General features: G+C 62.3%; 16 protein-coding genes. 7 read left to right on the top strand and 9 right to left on the bottom strand.

Translation table 11 applies throughout. From position 1 onward, the window contains the following. Position 1 precedes the first annotated feature (1 nt). Complete coding sequence (locus MAAFP003_RS11320; RefSeq protein WP_025735785.1) at positions 2–232, bottom strand: MbtH family protein; 231 nt, start codon at positions 230–232, stop codon at positions 2–4. A gap of 1,036 nt (positions 233–1,268) precedes the next feature. Here MAAFP003_RS11320 and MAAFP003_RS11315 point away from each other — a divergent pair. The 6 genes from MAAFP003_RS11315 (at position 1,269) to MAAFP003_RS11290 (ending at position 10,160) form a co-directional block, all read left to right on the top strand. Further along, positions 1,269–1,679: an MmpS family transport accessory protein gene (locus MAAFP003_RS11315; RefSeq protein WP_096291064.1), complete on the top strand. Its 411-nt coding sequence runs from the start codon at positions 1,269–1,271 to the stop codon at positions 1,677–1,679. Next, positions 1,676–4,570: an MMPL/RND family transporter gene (locus MAAFP003_RS11310; RefSeq protein ID WP_096286951.1), complete on the top strand. Its 2,895-nt coding sequence runs from the start codon at positions 1,676–1,678 to the stop codon at positions 4,568–4,570. The genes MAAFP003_RS11315 and MAAFP003_RS11310 overlap by 4 nt, the downstream gene beginning before the upstream one ends. A gap of 7 nt (positions 4,571–4,577) precedes the next feature. Further along, complete coding sequence (locus MAAFP003_RS11305; protein WP_096286949.1) at positions 4,578–7,514, top strand: MMPL/RND family transporter; 2,937 nt, start codon at positions 4,578–4,580, stop codon at positions 7,512–7,514. Between the two features lie 167 nt (positions 7,515–7,681). After that, positions 7,682–8,629: an ATP-binding cassette domain-containing protein gene (locus MAAFP003_RS11300; protein WP_096286947.1), complete on the top strand. Its 948-nt coding sequence runs from the start codon at positions 7,682–7,684 to the stop codon at positions 8,627–8,629. Next, positions 8,626–9,369, top strand: coding sequence for an ABC transporter permease (locus MAAFP003_RS11295; protein ID WP_096286945.1), 744 nt, complete (start codon positions 8,626–8,628; stop codon positions 9,367–9,369). The genes MAAFP003_RS11300 and MAAFP003_RS11295 overlap by 4 nt, the downstream gene beginning before the upstream one ends. Further along, on the top strand, positions 9,366–10,160 hold the full coding sequence (locus MAAFP003_RS11290; protein WP_243393874.1) for an ABC transporter permease: 795 nt from the start codon (positions 9,366–9,368) through the stop codon (positions 10,158–10,160). The genes MAAFP003_RS11295 and MAAFP003_RS11290 overlap by 4 nt, the downstream gene beginning before the upstream one ends. 8 nt (positions 10,161–10,168) lie before the next feature. Here MAAFP003_RS11290 and MAAFP003_RS11285 read toward each other — a convergent pair whose 3' ends face one another. The 5 genes from MAAFP003_RS11285 to MAAFP003_RS11265 all read right to left on the bottom strand — a co-directional run bounded on the left by MAAFP003_RS11285 (position 10,169) and on the right by MAAFP003_RS11265 (position 15,160). Then, positions 10,169–10,975 (bottom strand): glycosyltransferase family 2 protein, encoded by an 807-nt coding sequence (locus MAAFP003_RS11285; RefSeq protein ID WP_096286943.1) that lies wholly within the window; start codon positions 10,973–10,975, stop codon positions 10,169–10,171. Positions 10,976–11,062: 87 nt separating this feature from the next. After that, positions 11,063–11,794, bottom strand: a complete 732-nt coding sequence (locus MAAFP003_RS11280) for an FkbM family methyltransferase (RefSeq protein WP_096286941.1) — start codon at positions 11,792–11,794, stop codon at positions 11,063–11,065. A 90-nt stretch (positions 11,795–11,884) separates the two neighbouring features. Next, positions 11,885–12,826 (bottom strand): GDP-L-fucose synthase family protein, encoded by a 942-nt coding sequence (locus MAAFP003_RS11275; RefSeq protein ID WP_096286939.1) that lies wholly within the window; start codon positions 12,824–12,826, stop codon positions 11,885–11,887. 7 nt (positions 12,827–12,833) lie between these two features. After that, positions 12,834–13,823, bottom strand: a complete 990-nt coding sequence (locus MAAFP003_RS11270) for an NAD-dependent epimerase/dehydratase family protein (protein ID WP_096286938.1) — start codon at positions 13,821–13,823, stop codon at positions 12,834–12,836. Next, complete coding sequence (locus MAAFP003_RS11265; RefSeq protein WP_096286936.1) at positions 13,820–15,160, bottom strand: nucleotide sugar dehydrogenase; 1,341 nt, start codon at positions 15,158–15,160, stop codon at positions 13,820–13,822. Before MAAFP003_RS11265 ends, MAAFP003_RS11270 begins: the two co-directional genes overlap by 4 nt. Positions 15,161–15,381: 221 nt before the next feature. Between MAAFP003_RS11265 and MAAFP003_RS11260 the strand changes: the two genes are divergently transcribed. Continuing rightward, the gene (locus MAAFP003_RS11260) at positions 15,382–16,866 is read left to right on the top strand and encodes a DUF2029 domain-containing protein (protein WP_133160841.1); all 1,485 of its coding nucleotides are present in this window, start codon (positions 15,382–15,384) and stop codon (positions 16,864–16,866) included. Here the strand turns inward: MAAFP003_RS11260 and MAAFP003_RS11255 are convergent. Genes MAAFP003_RS11255 through rfbH form a run of 3 tightly spaced genes read right to left on the bottom strand, consistent with a single transcriptional unit; the run spans position 16,863 to position 19,770 of the window. Further along, positions 16,863–17,387, bottom strand: coding sequence for a GtrA family protein (locus MAAFP003_RS11255; RefSeq protein WP_096286932.1), 525 nt, complete (start codon positions 17,385–17,387; stop codon positions 16,863–16,865). The genes MAAFP003_RS11260 and MAAFP003_RS11255 overlap by 4 nt on opposite strands. After that, positions 17,384–18,400: a CDP-glucose 4,6-dehydratase gene (gene rfbG / locus MAAFP003_RS11250; protein WP_096286930.1), complete on the bottom strand. Its 1,017-nt coding sequence runs from the start codon at positions 18,398–18,400 to the stop codon at positions 17,384–17,386. The genes MAAFP003_RS11255 and rfbG overlap by 4 nt, the downstream gene beginning before the upstream one ends. A 2-nt stretch (positions 18,401–18,402) precedes the next feature. Further along, positions 18,403–19,770 carry a lipopolysaccharide biosynthesis protein RfbH gene (gene rfbH, locus MAAFP003_RS11245; RefSeq protein WP_096286928.1) on the bottom strand — a complete coding sequence of 456 codons (1,368 nt, stop codon included), beginning with the start codon at positions 19,768–19,770 and terminating at the stop codon, positions 18,403–18,405. Positions 19,771–19,875 lie beyond the last annotated feature (105 nt).

The following is a 19,875-nucleotide window of genomic DNA, read 5'->3' as shown; positions in this document are numbered from 1 at the left end:
TTTACTTATCAAAACTCCGACCCGCTGCCAGCCGCTCGCGCAGACTCTTCGGCCGGATATCCGGCCAGTTCTGCTCGATGTACTCGAGACACGCCGCACGGTCGGCCTCGCCATAGACCACCCGCCATCCAGCGGGAACATCGGCGAAGGTCGGCCACAGGCTGTGTTGCTCCTCGTCATTGACCAACACGAAAAAACTGCCATTATCGTCGTCGAACGGATTAGTGCTCACAGTTCTCCAGGCGTTCTCTCGATATAGGTGGGATCGTTCCAAACCATACTGGAGGCCCACAGGCTCGGTCGGAGGTTTCGACAAAGTTCCTGGTGTGATCTGTTAAGCACTCGTGACACCTGTTGGCAACCCGGTGCCAGGCGCAACGCTCCGACGTTGGCGCCTTGAAGTGCAGTGACCTGCAGCGACGGTGGGGGCTGTCTGCCGACCGCCAAGAGTACGTTACCAACGCTTAGAAAACGACCAAGTTACGCTCTCGTTGCTCGTTAGTTGCCGCGCCGGAATACCGTCGCGTGCCCTCGGCGGTGGACCCGCAGATCAGAGCGGAATCGACGGCGGGTCGGACACAGCAAATACCGGCGCGGCGCGGTAGCTGCCAGCGCCCACGACCGATGACATGGCGCGACTACCCCGCTCCGCTTTGCCGCTCAGCCAGATCCCCCGCTGCTGATCCGATGACGACAAATCGCGCGCTCAGACCCCTATGCGAGCCGCTTCGACTTCGTTAGCCGGCCACGCACGCACGTTTGGCGGATCACCACTTCTGCCCGAGATGGCACGGGAATGTAATATGCATCACCATTGCCCGGGACAATGACGCATACAACACCTGCCGCGCAGACGGATTCCGCGCATTGATAGCGTCCACTGACGCCATACGAGTAACGATCCCGTACCGGGTTACGAAAGATCTGATGTCGGGACCAATCGCATGGTTTACTCATCAAGATCTGGTTGCACTCGCCGAACGCCGCTCGTTTGAGCTGACCGCCGCAGGTCTGGTGTGGTGCGATCGAGGTTTGGGTAGTGTCCGAGCGGTTGAGGTAAGCGAGTCCGTGAACGGGTTGAAGGGGGTGCGGTGGTCGAACATGACGTTCGAGCCCGGTCCGACGTCGCCACCGAAGGTAGCCAGGGCGTGAGCCAGCCCCCCGGCCGCTTCGGGCGGTTCGGTCGTCAGTCCGGATCTCAAGCGCCCAATGGTGCTCGGAAAGAAAAGCGGGGCGCGGGCGCGGGGGCGCTCAAGCTTCTTGGGCGGCTGTGGATTCCACTGTTGATCGTCGCGGTACTCACCGCCGGCGGGTTCACGGTGTCGCGGTTGCACGGGATATTCGGTTCCGAGAAGCGCCAGTCCTACGCCGACTCCCGCGTCAAAGACAGCAAGCCGTTCAACCCCAAGCATCTGAAGTACGAGGTGTTCGGTGCGCCGGGGACCGTCGCCGACATCAGCTATTTCGACGTCAACGCCGACCCGCAACACATCAACGGCGTCACCCTGCCGTGGTCGATGGATCTGTCGACCACACTGCCGTCCATCGTGGGAAACGTGGTGGCACAAGGCGATACCGACACCATCGGCTGCCGCATCATCGTTGATGGCACCGTCAAGTCCGAGAAGGTCTCCCATGAGGTGAACGCCTTCACGTACTGCGTGCTGACGGCGGCATGAGCGACGAAAGCATTGGCACGGAGCAGCCCGCGCGAAGCTTCATCGCACGGTCAATCCACCGGTTTTCTATACTCATCATCCTCGGTTGGCTGGGTCTGGCCGTCTTCTTCACTATCGGCGTCCCCCCGCTAGAGGTTGTCGAGCAAGGACACTCGGTATCGCTGAACCCCGTCGACGCACCGTCGTTCAAGGCGATGGCGCGCCTTGGACAGGATTTCAAGGAATCCAATTCCGGGGCCCTGGCGATGATCGTTCTCGAGGGAGACCAACCTCTGGGCCACGATGCCCACCAGTACTACGACGAATTGGTCCGCCGGCTTGAGGCCGACAAGAAGCATGTCCAGCATGTCCAGAACTTCTGGGGAGATCCGGTCACGGCGGCCGCCGCGCAAAGTATCGACGGTAAGGCCGCGTATGTGCAGCTCAACCTCGGCGGCCTTCAGGGAGCATCCGCGGGAGACGAATCCGTCGCGGCAGTGCGCAATATTGTCGCGGACTTGAAGGCGCCGCCGGGCCTCAAGGTCTACGTCACCGGCCCCGCCGCGACCGTCGCTGATATGAACAAGGCGGGTCAGGAGACGGTCACAACCGTCACCCTGGCCAGCCTTTCCGTCATCTTCATTATGTTGATGCTGGTCTATCGGTCGATCTTCACCGTCATCCTTTTGTTGCTGATGGTCGGGTTGCAGTTGACGGTGTCCCGGGGGATGGTGGCATTTCTCGCCTATCACGGATTTATTGGACTCACCACCTTCGCCGTAAACCTACTGGTCGCCGCGGTTATCGCGACTGGTACCGATTACGGAATTTTCTTCGTCGGGCGATATCAGGAGGCACGCCAGGCCGGCGAAGACAAGGAAACGGCCTTTTATACGACTTTCAGCAGTGTCGCCAAGGTTGTGTTGGCTTCCGGCCTGACAATCGCCGGGGCCGTTCTCTGTCTGAGCTTTACCCGGCTCCCCTATTTCCAGCCACTGGGCCTGCCTAACGCGGTGGGCATCGCCATCGCCGTGCTGGTTGCCCTGACCCTGATGCCGGCACTGATCGCGCTCGGAGCCCGTTTCGGCCTGTTCGAACCGAAACGAAAGCTCCAGGTCCGCGGGTGGCGACGAATAGGAACGGCGATCGTGCGGTGGCCCGCGCCGATCTTCATTTCTACTTTGGCGGTCGCCCTGATTGGGCTGTTGACTTTGCCGGGATACAACCCAAGTTATGACGACCAGAAGTTCATCCCCGAGGACATTCCCGCCAGCGTAGGAAATGCGGCTGCGGCGCGACATTTCCCCGAATCGCGAATGATGATGCCGGAAATCCTCCTGGTCGAAGCCGACCACGACCTGCGTAACCCCACGGACATGCTGGTGTTGAACCAATTGGCCAAGGGGATCCTGGCGGTCCCGGGTGTTTCCACGGTTCAGAGCGTGACCCGGCCCGAGGGAACCCCCCTTGCACACACCAGCATTCCGTACATCATGAGCATGTCGCAGTCATCACAGCTGACAAATATGGCGTTCCAAAAAGACCGCATGAACGACATGATGAAACAGGCCGAAGAAATGGCCAAGATGATCAAGCTGATGCAGCACATGCTGGAATTGATGAAAGAGCTCACCGCCACGACTCACGATATGGTCGGCCGGACGCATGAAATCCAGAAGGCCACCGAGGATTTGCGAAACCGCGTCTCGGATTTCGAGGATTTCTTCAGGCCGTTACGCAGTTATTTCTACTGGGAAAAACATTGCTATGATATTCCCGTCTGCTTTGCACTCAGATCCGTGTTCGACGCGATCGACGGCGTCGACGAGGTCAATGACAAATTCCGAGAAGTCGTGGCGGACCTCGACAAACTGGATGCGCTCCTGCCGCAGCTGATGATCCAAATACCGCAGTTGATCGAAACCATGCAGAGCATGCGGACCATGATGCTGACCATGCACAGCACCATGGAAGGAACCATCGGTCAGATGGAGGTTAACGGCGGCCAGAACCCAAATGCCATGGGCCAGGCCTTCGACACCTCCAAGAATGACGACAGTTTCTACATCCCACCGAGCATTATCGACGGCTCGGATACCTTCAAGCGGGTCATGAAGATCTTTTTGTCACCGGACGGCAAGAACGCTCGCATGCTGATTTCGCAAAAGGGTGATCCGGCAACACCCGAGGGGCTTTCCCGCGTCGAACCGATCAGGACGGCGGCCGAGGAGGCGCTGAAGGGCACCCCCTTGGAAGACTCGAAGGTTTATCTCACCGGAACCGCGGCGGTGGTCAAGGACTTGGTCGAGGGCGCTAAATTCGATCTTTTGATCGCGGGTGTCGCCGCGCTCTGCCTCATTTTCATCATCATGCTGATCATGACGCGCAGCTTTCTCGCTGCGCTGGTCATCGTCGGTACGGTATTGCTTTCATTGGGCGCTTCCTTCGGGATGTCCATTCTGGTTTGGCAGTATTTACTTGGGCTGCAAATTCACTGGACCGTTCTTTCGATGTCGGTGATCGTGCTGTTGGCGGTGGGGTCTGACTACAACTTGCTGCTGGTTTCCCGGATGAAAGAGGAATTGGCCGCCGGCATCCACACCGGCATCATCCGCGCCATGGCGGGAACCGGAAAAGTCGTCACCAACGCGGGTTTGGTATTCGCATTCACGATGGCGTCCATGGCGGTCAGCGACCTGCGCAGCATCGCCCAGCTGGGCACCACGATCGGGATGGGCCTGATGTTCGACACCCTGGTGGTGCGCGCTTTCATGACACCGGCCGTTGCGGCACTGCTGGGGCGCTGGTTCTGGTGGCCGCAACAAGTGCGCACCCGCCCCGCAAGCCAAATGCTACGGCCGTTGGGGCCACGCCCGCTGGTGCGTTCGTTGCTGCTGAAGGAAACGCGGTGAGGCGAGCATGACTACGGAACCGGTAACCACCCAGCAACCCGCGCCCACCGTCGAGAAGCCGTTCGTGGCACGAACCATCCGCAGCCTTTCGGTGCTCTTCATCCTGGGGTGGGTGGCGCTGACGCTGCTGGTCACCTTCGCGGTTCCCTCGCTGGAGCGGGTGGGCCGGGAGCACTCCGTGCCGTTGGCGCCGCAAGACGCGCCGGCGGTGCAGGCCATGATGCGGATGGGCAAGGTCTTCAAGGAGTCCGACTCGGATAGCTTCGTGATGCTCGTGATTGAAGGGCAGAACGAGCTCGGGGACAGCGCGCACAAGTACTACGACAAGTTGATGCGGCTGTTGAAGGCCGACACGAAACATGTTGAGCACGTACAGGATCTGTGGGGCGACCGACTCACCGCGGCGGGCGCGCAAAGCGCCGATAGCAAGGCCGTTTACGTCCAAATGAATCTGGCCGGCAACCAGGGCACGACGCAGGGTCAAGACTCCATTGCCGCCGTCCGGGACATCATCGCCAAGAATCCGCCACCTCCCGGCATCAAGGCCTATGTCACCGGTCCGTCGGCGCTGTTCTCGGACATGCAAGAGGCCGGTGACAGATCGATTCTGAAGATGACCGCGGTCGGCGCCGCGATCATTTTCGTGGTGCTGCTGTTTGTCTATCGGTCGATCATCACGGTGATTCTGTTGTTGATCACGGTCGGGGTCGAGGTGCTTGCTGCCCGCGGAATCGTCGCGTTTCTTGGTGACCACAGCCTCGTGCAGCTGTCGACATTTGCCGTCAACCTGTTGGTGGCCCTTGCGATGGCGGCCGGAACCGACTACGGGATCTTCTTCTTCGGCCGCTATCAGGAGGCGCGTCAGGCCGGCGAAGATCGAGAAACCGCCTACTACAACACCTTCCGCGGGGTTGTCCCCGTCGTCCTGGGTTCCGGGCTGACGATCGCCGGCGCGATGTTGTGTCTGAGCTTTACCCGGATGCCCATTTTCCAGACCATGGGTGTGCCGTGCGCGATCGGCTTGGTCATTTCCGTCGTGATCGCGCTGACGCTGGTTCCGGCGGTCCTGACCCTCGGCGGCCGCTTCGGGTTACTCGATCCCACCCGCGCGATCCGCTTCGGTCGCTGGCGCCGAATCGGCACGGCCATTGTCCGCTGGCCGGTACCCATCCTGATCGCCACCATCGCCGTCGCGCTGGTCGGCTTGGTGACGCTGCCGGGCTATCAGACCAGCTATAACAACCGGCTCTACATGCCCGACGACATCCCCGCGAATATCGGCTACGCGGCCGCCGACCGGCACTTCTCCCAGGCGCGGATGTTGCCCGAAATTCTGATGATCGAATCCGATCACGATATGCGCAACCCGGCCGATTTCATTGTCCTGCATCGGCTGGCCAGGGCGATCTTCAAAGTTCCCGGAATTGCCCGGGTTCAGGGCATCACCCGGCCCGAGGGTACGCCGATCGAGCACACCTCGATACCCTTCATGCTCGCGATGCAGAACTCGGCACAATCACAAAACATCAAGTACATGAAGGCCCGCATGGACGACTTGCTCGAGCAGGTCCACATGATGGACATCCAGATGGCGTCGATGAGGCGACTTTACGAGTTGCAGAAGCAACTTACGGCGCTGACCCACGAGTCGATCACCAAGACCGACGAAATGACCGAACTCTTGTACGAGTTGAGGAATCGTTTCGCGGATTTTGAAGATTTCCTCAGACCGATCAAGAGCTACTTCTACTGGGAGAAGCACTGCTTCGACATCCCGATCTGCTGGTCGTTGCGGTCGATCTTTGACACCCTCGACGGTGTCGATGAATTGAGCGATAAACTCAAAGACCTGCTGGTGGATCTCCACAGGATGGATGTACTGCTACCGCAACTACTCGAGCAGTACCCACAAATAATCGCGTCGATGGAGTTCTTCAAGCAAACGACGCTGACGATGCACAGCACTATGTCGGGCATCCTCGGCCAGGTGGACGTCGACAACAAAGACGCCACCACCATGGGACAGGCTTTCGACAATTCCCGGAACGACGATTCCTTCTATCTGCCACCGGAGATTTTCAAGAACGCGGACTTCCAGAAGGCCATGAATCAATTCCTGTCCCCCGATGGGAAGGCAGCCCGGTTCATCATCTCCCACAAAGGTGATCCGGCGACGCCCGAAAGCGTTGAGCGCGTTGACAAAATCAAGACAGCAGCCGAAGAGGCACTCAAGACGACGCCGCTGGAAGACGCAAAGATCTATCTGGCCGGCACCGCGTCGACCTTCAAGGACTTCAAAGACGGTTCGAAATTCGACCTTTTGATCGCGGGAATTGGCGCGCTCTGCCTGATTTTCACGATCATGCTGATCATCACCCGAAGTTTTGTGGCCGCATTGGTCATCGTGGGTACGGTGGCTCTTTCGCTGGGCTCGTCGTTTGGGCTTTCGGTACTGATCTGGCAGTACATTTTGGGCATCAAGCTCTACTGGATGGTCCTGCCGATGTCGGTGATTGTGCTGCTGGCGGTGGGATCTGACTACAACTTGCTGCTGGTGTCCCGCATGAAAGAAGAAATTGGCGCCGGTATCAACACCGGCATCATTCGGGCAATGGGCGGTACCGGCAAAGTCGTGACCAACGCGGGTCTGGTGTTCGCATTCACGATGGCATCGATGGCGTCCAGCGATTTGCGGATCATCGGCCAGGTGGGAACGACGATCGGCCTGGGCTTGATGTTCGACACCCTGATCGTGCGCTCGTTCATGACTCCCACCATTGCCGCATTACTCGGACGTTGGTTCTGGTGGCCGCAGATAGTCCGACCGCGCCCGTCCAGTCAGATGTTGCGACCCGAAGGTTCGCGTCCGTTGGTACGCGCTTTGCTGGGCCGCGAATTCCCCGACGACGCAGCTACCGCCGAGATCCCCAGGCAATCGGTCTAATTCGCCTCTCGGATTACGCGTGCAGCAAACGCTGAACGCTGCAGGCAATTTGCCTCGATGCGCTCCAGCCCATTGTGGAGTGGCGGTTGAATAGCAATCGCGAGGACAATCGTCCGGTACCGCCAATACGCCCAAGTGCCCGGGACCAACATGAGATACTCCCTACTGTGTCTCCACTGGCAATCGAGGTTGCAGATCTCACAAAGACTTTCGGGGGAAACACGTCCGCGCTGTCCGGCGTAAATTTCTCGGTTCCGGCCGGGACCGTCTGCGGTTTGCTGGGACACAACGGCGCCGGCAAGACAACCACGATCAACATCCTGTCGACACTGCTGCGCCCGACATCCGGCAGCGCTACGGTCGCTGGGTACGACGTCGTCCGCCAGCCCGCCAAGGTGCGCGCCAGCATCTCGATGACCGGACAGTTCGTCGCGCTGGATTCGTTGCTCACCGCGCGGGAGAACCTGGTGCTGTTCGGCAGGATGCGGGGGCTGCGGCGCCGTGAGGCAAAGGCCCGCGCCGACGAGCTGATCGAGCGGTTCGACCTCGTCGCGGCCGCCGACCGCCATGTGTCCACGTATTCCGGTGGCATGCAGCGCCGCGTCGACCTCGCCGGCGCCCTGATGGTGCTGCCGAAGGTGCTCTTTCTCGACGAACCGACCGCCGGACTCGATCCACGCAGCCGCCGCGACGTCTGGTCGTTGGTGAGTTCGTTGGCCCAGCAAGGCATCACCGTGCTGCTGACCACGCAGTACCTGGACGAGGCAGATGTGCTCAGCGACTCGATCGTCGTTATCGACCAGGGAAAGGTGATCGCCAGCGGCACCGCCGAGGACCTCAAGCGCCGGGTGGGCACCAGCTACTGCCAGGTGAGCCCCGCCAATCCGGACGACCTGCCGCAGGTCGCGATGGCGCTGACCGGACTCAGCGGGATCGACGTCGACGGTGACACCAACTCGGTGTCGGTGCTTGCCCCCGACGGAGTTGCGACGCTTGCGGAAGTCTTTCGCCGTGTCGACGCACTCGGCGTCGAACTCGCCGATATTTCGTTGCGGAAGCCGTCCTTGGACGAGGCATTCCTGCACATCACCGAACGGACCGCCGCCCGATCATGAGCGCTTTGGCCGCTCTCACCGAACGGTCGCTGGTGGCAGCGACGCGCGACGGCGAGATGATTTTCGAGGTACTGTCGCCGATCGCGTACCTGGCCGGTTTCAGCGTGGCTCTACATGGCCTGATCGACACCGGTCCGGTGACCTATTCGCAATATCTGGTGCCCGCCGTGGTTGTCCAATCGATGATCTTCGTCGGCCTGCTCACCGCGGACCGCGCGATCCGCGACCACCTCAGCGGGCTGGGCGTGCGTTTGAAGACACAGCCGATCTCCGCGGCGACCCCGGTGACCGCACGCATGGCCGCCACCCAAATCCGCGCTGTCCTAGCACTTTTGGTGGCGCTGGTCGCGGGGTATGCCTTCGGATTCCGAATGACGGGCGGGCTGGGCTATGCCATAGCTTTCGTTTTCATCGCGTTGCTGCTGTGCCTGGCGGTTGGGTTGGGTGCCGATGCGCTCGGATCGAGTTCGAACTCGTTGCAGGGAGCCAGTTACATGCTGTTCGTGCCCCAGTTGCTGCTGTTCCTGCTGTCCACCGGGATCGCCCCTGAGAAGACCTTCCCCGGCTGGTTGCGCCCGTGGGTACGCAACCAGCCGGTCTCGCAGGTCGCCGAGACGCTGCGTGGTCTGGGCAGCGGGCATCTGCTGGTCAACAATCTGATCATCAGTCTGGCCTGGTGTTTCGGGATGGTGCTGGTCTTCGGGGCGATCACGGTGCGGATGCAGAGGCGCAGCGCGTGACCTCCCATGCCGCAGATCAGGGCTCATTGCTGAGTCAGAGCTGGCTGCAAGCCGTTCGGCTGCTGATCCGGTGGCGGCGCGACCGAGCGGTGCTGATGGGATCCCTGCTCTTGCCTATCTTCCTGTTGCTGCTGTACCAAGTGGTGCTGGGCGAGCAGGTGCGCAAAGTCACCGGAGTGGACAGCCTTTACGGGCTGGTCCCGTTCTGCGCGGTGCTGTCCGCATTGTTCGGCGCCCTGGGCAACGCGGTCGGCATCACGATGGATCGCCAGTCGGGGTTGCTCAGCCGCATGTGGGTGCTCCCCGTGCACCGGGCCAGCGCGCTCACCGGCCGACTCACCGCGGAGGCCGCGCGCGCGCTCGTCGGGACGGTCCTGATCACCGCGCTGGGAATGGTGATGGGACTGCGCTTCAAACACGGGTTAGCCGGGGCGCTGCTCTACATCCTGGTTCCGTCGATCATGGTGCTCGGTTTCACCGCACTGGTGATCGCGCTGGTCCTGCGCACCACCAGCCCTGCCGTGTTGACCTGGATCATGGGCGGCACGGTTACGTTGGCATTCGTGAATCCGGGAACCACACCGATCGCAATGTTCCCGGATTGGCTTCGGCCGTTTGTCCGCTTCCAACCGATATCGCCGCCCATCGAGACGATGCGGGCACTGGCCTACGACGGTCCCATAGTCTGGCCGCTGGCGATGACTGTACTGTGGACCGCCGCCATGCTGGCGCTGTTCGTCCCAATGGGCTTGCGCGGTTACCGAATCTGCGCCGAGACCAGCAACCTGTAACCGTCGAATTACGTTCCGGGGTTGTCCGCCCGGGCCTTCGAGACGGCCTTCAATCGGGTACGCCAGGCACGCACCGCCAGCTGGCGATTTTCCTTTTGCTTGAAGAACGAGAGCATTCGGTTGCCGGTTTCCATGGCCCCGACCCAGAAGTACATCGGCAGCCGCTTTCTGAACTCCTTGTCGGTTCCCGTGCGCATGCTCAGGCCGGTCATGTCGTTGTAATCGGCGACGACGATGTCCATGTACCGGATGTTGAGCGCGGGGTTGGAGAAGCAGCGGATGTTGAAATCCCAGTCCGCCCAGATGGGGTAACGCAGGTTGTACGGGCCGATTCCGGCGAAGAGCTCGCGGCGATAGAAGATCGACTGATGGCAGATGTTGGTCTCGAACTGTAGCCGGTCGAGGTCGAATTCGCCGGCGTGGCGGGCACCTGTCGAGCCCATGATCACATCGCCGTACACCAGGTCGCAGGGCTCGTTGTCGCCGATGAACGCCGCGACGCGGGCCAGGGTGTCCGCGTCGTGCAGTCGGTCGTCGGAACCGAGAAACAGCAACCACTGCCCTGTCGCCATGCTGACGCCGCGGTTCATCGCGTCGTAGATGCCCTTGTCGGGCTCGCTGTGGACGATCAACCGATCGCCGAAATCGGAGGCAAAGCTGTTCACGACATCGAGGGTCCCGTCCGTCGAGGCGCCGTCCACCACCACCAGCTCGAAATCGGTGTAGGTCTGGCGCAGCAGACTCTCGGCGCAGCCACCGACGTGCGCCGCCGCCTTCCAGGTCGGGACGATGATCGAAAACATCGGTCCGCTCATGCGCGAGTCACGATTCTCGACATACGGGCTCGGGCCTCCCCCGGCGCTGGGCCGCGATCTGATGCTGCAGGGTCGCTATGCATTTGATCACGAATCGTCACGGAAAAAGATGCCGTCGGCCTGCAACATCCGGCCGTTACGAATATCGGTGAAACAGGGCAGCATTCCGGTCAGGGTGAACCCCAATGAGTACGCCAAGTCCAGCGCTTCGCGGATCAGCATTCCGCCTTCATATAACGGCAGGAAGGAAAGTTCGAGTTGCATGCCGACGCAGCGATCGTTCACCGTTGCCGTGCTCCCGGCGAGTACCTGTTTCTCGAACCCCTGGACGTCGATCTTGAGGAAAATCCGGTCCGACGGCCGCAGCATCTCGGGCGCCACCGTATCCAGCCGGTGAATCGAAACCTCTTCGGCACCAACATAATTCGCTGCCGGGAAGACATCTTGATGGCTCTTCAGCATTGGCAAGACGGAACTGCTTTCACCGGAGTTGCCCGCGACGTTGATCGAAATCGTTCCGTCAACATCGCCCAGCGCGTGCCGCCGGCAGTCCCAGAGCGGATCTTTCGACGCGTGGGCCTGCAACTCGGCAAATGGTCCGGCCAGAGGTTCGAACGAGACAAGGCGCCCCCGGTACCCGCGCTTACGCAGACCCATGGCGTATTGGCCGGAGTTGGCGCCCACATCCAACACGGCGTCAACCTGACGTGATTTGAGCTGGCCGACGAACTGGCGCTTCCAGGCCCGCTCAGAAAGATAGCGTGGCACCTCGAGGGAGACGCCACGCGCGATCAAACGGGCATTGTCCAACAAAGGCACTGCGTCACATTAACACGCCGATACGTCTGAGCAGGCCGCTTCGCTCACATGCGTTGTTGTCGATCCACGCCCCGGTTGACGCCTCGCTAATCAGCTCAGGCGCAACGCATCTGACTCGAGGAACCAGTCGTACATCTTCTTCAGCCCGGCTTCGATGCTCACCGAAGGCCGCCATCCGAGCGCCGTGAGGTTCGTATTGTCCATGATCTTGCGGGGCGTGCCGTCGGGGCGGGAGCGGTCGAACTCGACGCGCCCGTCGAACTCGACGATGGATTTGATCAACAGAGCCAGGTCTCTGATCGAAATCTCCTCACCTGAACCAACATTGATCATTCCGCCACCGTCGTAGGAACGCAGCAGCAGGACACACGCATCGGCGAGATCGTCGGCGTCGACGAGCTCACGCAGCGGCGAGCCACTCCCCCATACGACAACCTCGTCGGCACCGGCCATTTTGGCCTCGTGGAACCGGCGCAACATGCCCGCGACGACGTGGGAATGCTCGGGGTGAAAATTGTCACCGACGCCGTAGACATTTGACGGCATCACCGTAAATGCGTTGAAGCCGTACTGCTTTCGATAGGCATCGCACATCGTCTTGCCGGCGATTTTGGCCACCGCGTAGGGCAGGTTGGTTTCCTCCAACGGGCCCGTCAGCAGTGCATCCTCACGAATCGGTTGCTCGGCGTCTCGTGGATAGATGCAACTCGATCCCAGGAAGAGCAGCTTCTGTGCGCCGTACCGATATGCGGCGTCGATGACATTCGTCTGGATTTTCAGGTTTTCCCGGATGAAGTCGGCGCCGTAGGTCGCGTTCGCGACGATCCCGCCGACCTTCGCGGCCGCGAGGACGACGTACTCCGGACGCTGCGCGGCGAAGAATTCCTCCACCGCGCCAGGATCGTCGAGCGGCAATTCGTCGTGTGTGCGGGTCACGATGTCGGTGAAACCCTCGCCCAACAGCCGCCGGGTGATTGCGGAGCCCACCATGCCGCGGTGACCGGCAACGTAAATCCGTGAACCTAGATCCATGGGCACCTCACAACAACTCGTTGGTCACGGCGTCGCTGCCGTGTCGAAGGTACCAAGCGGCCGTGCGCTTCAGGCCTTCGTCCAGGCCCACGCCGGGCCGATAGCCGAGCCCGCGCATCTTTTGAATGTCGGGACACCGGCGCGGGGTGCCCCCCTCGGCCTCCTCGGTGGGACGAATCTCCACCTCGATCCCGACGGCCTTCGCCACCCGGCCGGCAAGGTCCCGAATCGACACCTCTTCGTCGTTGCCGATGTGGAAAATCTCGCGGTGACCACCGTTCTGGTACATGGTGAGCACGCCGTCGACGATGTCGTCGACATAGCAGAACGCGCGCGTCTGGGTGCCGTCGCCCTGGATCTCGAACGGCGCCGGCCCGCTCGGCGTCGCGTCGCGCGCTGCCCGGGCCCTGGCGATGAATTGCGGTATGACGTGCTTGTAGCCCATGTCGGGGCCGTACACGTTGTGCGGGCGAAACACCTGAACCTTGCGGTAATGGTCCTGGGCGTAGTCGAATGCGATCAACTCGCTGACGATCTTCGACCCGCCGTAGGAATACCTGGGATTCAGGCTGTCCGGCAGCATCAGCGGAATCGTCTCCGGCGTGGGCACTATCGAGGGCGTCTGATACACCTCCGCGCTGGAGGCGACCACCAGATCCGGCACGCCTGCGTTGCGCCCTGCATTGACCACCGCCAACGCACCGCGTAATCCCACGTCCAACACCAACTCTGGGCGTTTGTAGAAGTTTTCGGTGCCATTGATCGCCGCGAGATGCATGACGACCTCGGCGCCGGCGAACGCTCGTTCGAGTGCGTCCTGGTCGCGGACGTCGCAGCTGACAAGCTCGATATCGTCGGCTACTTCGGCCAGGCGCCCGGCCTCGCCACGCACCATGGTGTCGATGACGGCGACATCCCAGCCGTCCCGGACCAGACGTCTGACCAGATACGCGCCGATGAACCCGCCGCCGCCGGTCACTACCACGCGAGTGCTCATGAAAGCTCCGCCCTGCTGTTGCCGACCGCAAAGTACGAGTTGCCCAGCTCGGACGAGGGCAAGTGGCTGAAGTGATTCCAGTAGTCGAACACGAAGCCGTCGGGCACGATGAACTCGCTGATCGTGCGTGGCGAAATCCTGCCCAGCTCCGGATGGTTGTTGCCGATGATCACGACGGACGCGCCACTGACCGCATCACCGAGGCGGTCGAAGATGCGCTCGTCCGGGAAACTCGCCGTAAGCTGCTCGGTCGCGATCACCGGGTCGAACAGTCGAATTTCGGCGTCCGGATGAGCCTTCTTCAGTTGGTCCAGCACCTTGATGGACATTGATCCGCGGAGATCGTCGGTGGCTGGGATGCCCTTAAAGGCCATGCCTAGCAATGCTATTCGCAACGGCGAAGGCAGGTTGCGCCTGGCGACCTCGTCACTGACGAATCCGACGGTCTCCGCCGGCTGGCGCTCGTTGACGAGCCGGCCTGCCTTGGTGATCTCCAATTCGATGCCGCGGGTGCGGGCGCTCTGCAGCAGGATGTGCGGATCCTTTTCCAGGCACGGACCACCCACCAGGCCGGGCAGCGGTACGTTCGTCCGCTTGTACCCCAGCTTCCCGGAAGAGATCACCTCGTGCGCGTTGACCGCGAACGCGTCACACAATCGCGCTACTTCATTGGCGAACGCGAAATGCACGTCGCGATAGGTGTTGTCGACGAGCTTGATGATTTCGGCGGTCTCCGGGCTGGACACCTGGACGATGGAGTTGGTCAGCCGGCGGAAGATGGCGGCGGCGCGGTCGCTGACAGCGGGATCGTCCGCGCCTACGATTTGCGGCAATTCGCGCAGTTCTTGCAGCGCTTGGCCTTCGAGTGTGCGCTCGGGGCACATGGCGATATCGAAGCGTTTGCCGGACTCGGCGAGGATGGGCGAGACCACCTCGCGGGTGGTCCCCACTTTGACAGTGGAACGCAGGATCACCAGCGCGCCGTCGCTCATGTTCGCGGTGACCTCGCGGCTGGCTGCCTCGATCATGTCGGTGCGCACCAGGCCGTCACTGGAAAGCGGCGTGCCGACCGTGATGATGTACGTGTCGCACACCGCATCTGGACTGAGTTGGCCGACGGCCACCAGGCTTCCCGAGCCGACGACCCGCGACAGTGCGTCCTGCAATCCGGTCTCGGAGAAGTGCGGTATCCCGGCGTTGGTCTGGTCGACCACCTCGGTCCGCTTCTCAACGCCGATCACTTTGTTGCCAGCCTCGGCCAGCACCGTCGCGAGCGTCAGCCCGACATAGCCAAGGCCGATAACGCCTACGTCGTAGTGCGAAACTGGCAGACCCATGGTCCCTCCCGACAGTCGATGTGCCAATCATTGCCGACCCGGCCGGATCTGCGGCGCGAAATGCTCTCCAACCACGGCTTCGACATGCGGCAAACATCTCCTTCGTCCTTGCCCTGCAACGCGCCGCACCCGGTAGTGTGCCACCCAATGGGTCTGGGCTGCCCGGCGGCAGTTGAAGTCCCTGCTTTGCTTCGTTTCGCGCAGAACCGAGGAGAATGCAGATGAACCAACCCACCAAGTCACGACGCAGTCCGGTCACGGCGTTGCGGAACGGATTTGCGACCGTGACCGGGCAGTCCCCCCGCACCATCGTGCTCGGCACCATCCTGCTGGCGACCGCGGTTTCGGTATTCACGGGTTTTGTTCTGACGCAATACTTCGCGATCGATGTGATCTCTTCGTTGCTCGCTTTCCCGTACGCCGATTGCTACCTCGACTGGGGCACGAACATCGGCCGGCACTGCTTCAGTGACTACGCATTCGAAGTGATGTACGGGATGCGAGCCAATCCGTGGGAGCCATTCGACATATTCGTACAGCCGGACTACCACCAGCTGGCGGTCAACAACTACCCGGCCGCCGGCATGCTTCCGCAGGTGGCTTTTGGGCTACTGGGCAAACTATTGGGCGCACCGGTGATCGGGCTGTTGGGCTACCTGCTCGCCCTAACGGTCGCGGTGCTGTCGCCCGCGGTCTGGGCGGCCCGCGGCGCTGTGGGCCTGGAGCGGATCGTGGTTTTCGTGGCCTGCGGCGCCGCGGCCATCCCGGTGTGGTCGGTGATCGACCGGGCGAACTCAGTCGGCTTCCTGGCCCCGATCGGCCTGGTGTTTCTGATCGCACTGGTTCGGCAGCGGTGGGGACTTGTCGCGGTGATGGTCATCCTGGCCGCGCTGCTGAAACCGCAATTCATCGTGCTGGTAGTCGTGTTGTTCGCCGTCCGGCAGTGGCGGTGGGGCGGCATCGCGCTGGGCGGCGCAATCGTTCTCAATGTCGCCGCGTATTTGTTTTGGCCGCAACACTTTCCGCACAACATCGTGCAATCGGCGGCCGGCGTTCTTGGCTACGGCGCCGGCAGTGTCAGTGCCGTCGCGACCTCGAACGTGTCGTTTAGCAGATCGCTGCTGCTGGCGCCGGACATTCTGATGTTCTTGCAGACCGGCGGCAAAATGCCCGACGGCTATCTGGCCGGTCCGCGCTCGATGATCGGGTATGTGATCCTCGTCCTGGTCGTCGCCGCCGTGCTGGCGCTGGGACGACGAATTCCGCCGGTCATCGCGGGCATCGTGCTGCTGGTGACCGCCGCCCTGTTCCCGATGGTGAGCATCAGCTACTACTTCGTGTTCGCCCTGCCGATCGCTGCGCTGCTGGTGCGTGATCCAGACGGTCCGCCTGGCACCGGGATCCTCGATCGGCTTGCGGCGGTCGCCGGCCACCACCGCACCGTAGGCGTTTGGTTGAGCGTGTCCACGGCACTGACCCTCGCGACGATCGCGCTGCCGAGCCCCCCGATGACGGTGCTGCTGTACCGGAAGGACGGCCCGCCGATTCAGGAGCTGACGGTGCTGACCACGGCGACGCTGGTGCCGATGCTGTGGCTTGTGACACTGGTGATCATCATCGTCATTTACGCGCGAAATCCGGACGCGCCAGTGGAGGCAGCAGCAACGCCGGAGGCACACGAACCGGCCGCCTCGACGACGTCCTAAGCCGCGCCAACGCCAGGTGGTGCGCGACGCTCGTCCTCGGCATCGGAGGGGTGGGTGCCACCCCCACTTCGCCGGAACGAGAAGTAGCGGTGGCCGAAGTAGCTCAGCAGCGTCGTGGACGCCAGAATGATCGCTTGCGCTGGGATGCGACTCAGACCGAGTTCCACCAGGGCAGGCAGGGCAACGACATTGATGGCGCCGGCGGTGAGATAGACGCTCCAGAAGCGCGCCAGGTCTCGCAGCACGTGGCCGCGGACCCGGAACACGAACCGTCGATGCATCACGAACGCGAACAGCACGCTCAGTACGTGCGCAATCCCGAGGGTGACCAGCGACCCGGCAACCTTGCCGAACCGGACGTCGACCGCATGCCCTACGGTTTCCGAGCAGGCAACGAAAATTCCGAACCCGACCACCGTGTTGATGCCCCCGACCAGCACGAATGCCACGCGCTGATCGCGAACGAGCCGGATCAGCGGTCCCGGAGGGGCCGATTCGGGCGGCAGGTCGAATTCGGTCACTCGACGCTTTCGAACGCGGCGATCTGCTCCCGGGTCACGGCGAGCGGGTCCGCACCCGCATGCACGCGCCGCTCCCAATCGACTGTCCACGCCAGTGCATCACGGAAAGCCAGGCGGTTGCGCCAGTCGAGTTCGCGTTGCGCCTTGCCCGCGTCGAGCGCCAGCAAGTTCGCCTCGTGGGGGTGCTCACCGCGGTCGAAGTCCCAATGCGCGCCGCCGCCCCACAGCTGGGCGGCCAGCGTGGCCACCTCCCCGACCTCGACAAAGCTGTCGCGGCCCGGCCCGAAGTTCCACTCGCCCAGCCCCGAGCCGGCCAGCAGCGCGTCGACGAGGGTCAGATAGCCGTTCAGGCAGTCGAGCACGTGCTGCCACGGGCGCACCGCGTGCGGGAAGCGCAGCTGCGGCGCCTGGCCGCCCGCGTACGCGGCGATCAAGTCCGGTAACAACCGATCACGACTGATGTCCCCGCCACCGATGACATTGCCCGCTCGCGCAATCGCGGTCGGCGTGCCGGGGAAACTACGAATCCAAGACTGTGCCAGCAGATCCGCCATAGCCTTCGACGCGCTGTACGGATCGTCGCCGCCGAGGGGGTCGGTTTCGACGTACCCGGCCTGCTGGCCGACGTTGCGGTAGACCTTGTCGGTGGTCACGACGACGTGCGCACGCACGGATTCGGCGGCCGCGACAGCCTCGATCACGTTGAGCGTGCCGATCGCATTGGTCTCGTAGGTGTACCTCGGGTCCCGGTAGGACTCCCGGACCAGCGCCTGCGCGGCCATGTGCACCACGGCGTCGGGCGCGACGGCCGCCACCGCGGCGGCGGTGGCCTCGGCGTCGCGGATGTCCAGCCGCAGGTCGCGGACGAGCTGGTCCGCCAGGCCCACCCGCTCGAACAGGCTTCCCTCCGCCGGGTCGAGGGCCAGACCCGAGACTCGATGGCCACGGCCAAGCAGCAGCAGCGCGAGCCAGGCTCCTTTGAACCCGGTATGCCCGGTGACCAGATAATGCACGGCTATCGGGCGGCCTCGGCCATGTACTCGCGGATCGAATCCGCCACAAAGTCGAGCATCGGGGTCGTCAGTGCGGGATAGGTACCGACCCAGAACGTCCGGTTCATCACGATGTCGGTGTTGGTCAAGTCGCCCACGATCCGGAAGTCGACGTCGCGGTAGGCCGGCTGTTTGACCAGGTTGCCGGCGAAGAGTTGACGAAACCCGATCTTGCGCTCGTCGAGGAACTGCATGAATTTGGTGCGGTCGACGGGGTGCTCAGGGTGCAGCGTGATCGGATAGCCGAACCAGGATGGGTCCGACTTGGGTGTCGCGACCGGCAGGATGAGCCCCTCGACACCGGTCAGCCGTGCGGTCAGGTATTCGAAATTGTCCTTGCGCGCCTTGACGAAACCGTCGAGCTTGGCCATCTGGGACAGGCCAACCGCGGCCTGCATGTCGGTGGCCTTCAGGTTGTAACCGATATGGCTGTAGATGTATTTGTGGTCGTAGCCCCTGGGCAGGTCGCCGAGCTGCCACTCGAACCGTTTCTCGCAGGTGTTGTCGTTGCCCGGCGCGCAGTAGCAGTCCCGGCCCCAGTCGCGGAACGACTCCGCCTGCTTACGGACCAGCGCCGACTTGACGAACACCGCCCCGCCCTCGCCGGTCGTAATGTGGTGCGCGGGGTAGAAACTCACCGTCGCGGTGTCGCCGAAACTGCCGGTGCGCTTCCCGTCGTACGTCGACCCGAGAGCGTCACACGAATCTTCGACCAACCACAGGCCGTGCTTGTCGCACAGCTCCTCGACGGTGTCGAGGTCGAAGGGATTGCCCAATGTATGGGCCATCATGATGGCCCGCGTCTTGGGACTGACGGCCTCGCGGAGCCTGTCTGGAATGGCGTCGTAGGTTCCCAGTTCGATATCGACGACGACCGGACGCATTCCGTTCTGGATGATCGGGTTGACCGTCGTGGGAAATCCCGAGGCAACAGTCAGCACCTCGTCGCCGGGTTGCAGCGGACGCTTGCCGAATCTCTTCTTGTATTGCCCAAGCTTCGGGCTGGTCAGGGCGCTGAGCGCAACCAAGTTGGCGCTCGACCCGCTGTTGACGAAGATGGCTCCCCGGGCGCCCACGTAACGGGCCAGGGCGCGCTCGAATAGCGGATGAAACCGCCCCGCGGTCAGCCAGCCGTCGAGCGAGGCATCGACCAGCGCCGCGAAATCCTCCGCGTCGAGGACCTTGCCCGACACGGGGACCGGCGTGACGCCGGGGACGAACTCCGAAGTTGTTAGCTTGCGCTTCGCGTATTCACGGACCGCGGCAAGGATATCCTCGCGATACTCCTCAAGCCCGCCCCCCGAAAGCCCATCGGTATCGAGTCTTGAAATGAGATCTCCTCATGCGTGTGTGGTCTGTACGGCGCCCAGCGGGCCCGGGAAACCCCGCCGCCGCTTCTCGACATTGCTAGTGTGTCACCTGCGCGACGCCGCGTC

Origin of the sequence: Mycobacterium ahvazicum (genome assembly GCF_900176255.2) — a bacterium.
Classification (GTDB): domain Bacteria; phylum Actinomycetota; class Actinomycetes; order Mycobacteriales; family Mycobacteriaceae; genus Mycobacterium; species Mycobacterium ahvazicum.
Note: the sequence above shows the minus strand (reverse complement) of the source record. Positions and strands in the feature narration are given on the sequence as shown.

Coding starts and splice junctions, on each gene's coding strand:
- MAAFP003_RS11270 (WP_096286938.1), bottom strand. CDS start 13,823: ATGAGCACTCGCGTGGTAGTGACCGGCGGCGGCGGGTTCATCGGCGCG.
- MAAFP003_RS11310 (WP_096286951.1), top strand. CDS start 1,676: ATGAGCGACGAAAGCATTGGCACGGAGCAGCCCGCGCGAAGCTTCATC.
- MAAFP003_RS11295 (WP_096286945.1), top strand. CDS start 8,626: ATGAGCGCTTTGGCCGCTCTCACCGAACGGTCGCTGGTGGCAGCGACG.
- MAAFP003_RS11260 (WP_133160841.1), top strand. CDS start 15,382: ATGAACCAACCCACCAAGTCACGACGCAGTCCGGTCACGGCGTTGCGG.
- MAAFP003_RS11275 (WP_096286939.1), bottom strand. CDS start 12,826: ATGGATCTAGGTTCACGGATTTACGTTGCCGGTCACCGCGGCATGGTG.
- MAAFP003_RS11305 (WP_096286949.1), top strand. CDS start 4,578: ATGACTACGGAACCGGTAACCACCCAGCAACCCGCGCCCACCGTCGAG.
- MAAFP003_RS11285 (WP_096286943.1), bottom strand. CDS start 10,975: ATGAGCGGACCGATGTTTTCGATCATCGTCCCGACCTGGAAGGCGGCG.
- MAAFP003_RS11265 (WP_096286936.1), bottom strand. CDS start 15,160: ATGGGTCTGCCAGTTTCGCACTACGACGTAGGCGTTATCGGCCTTGGC.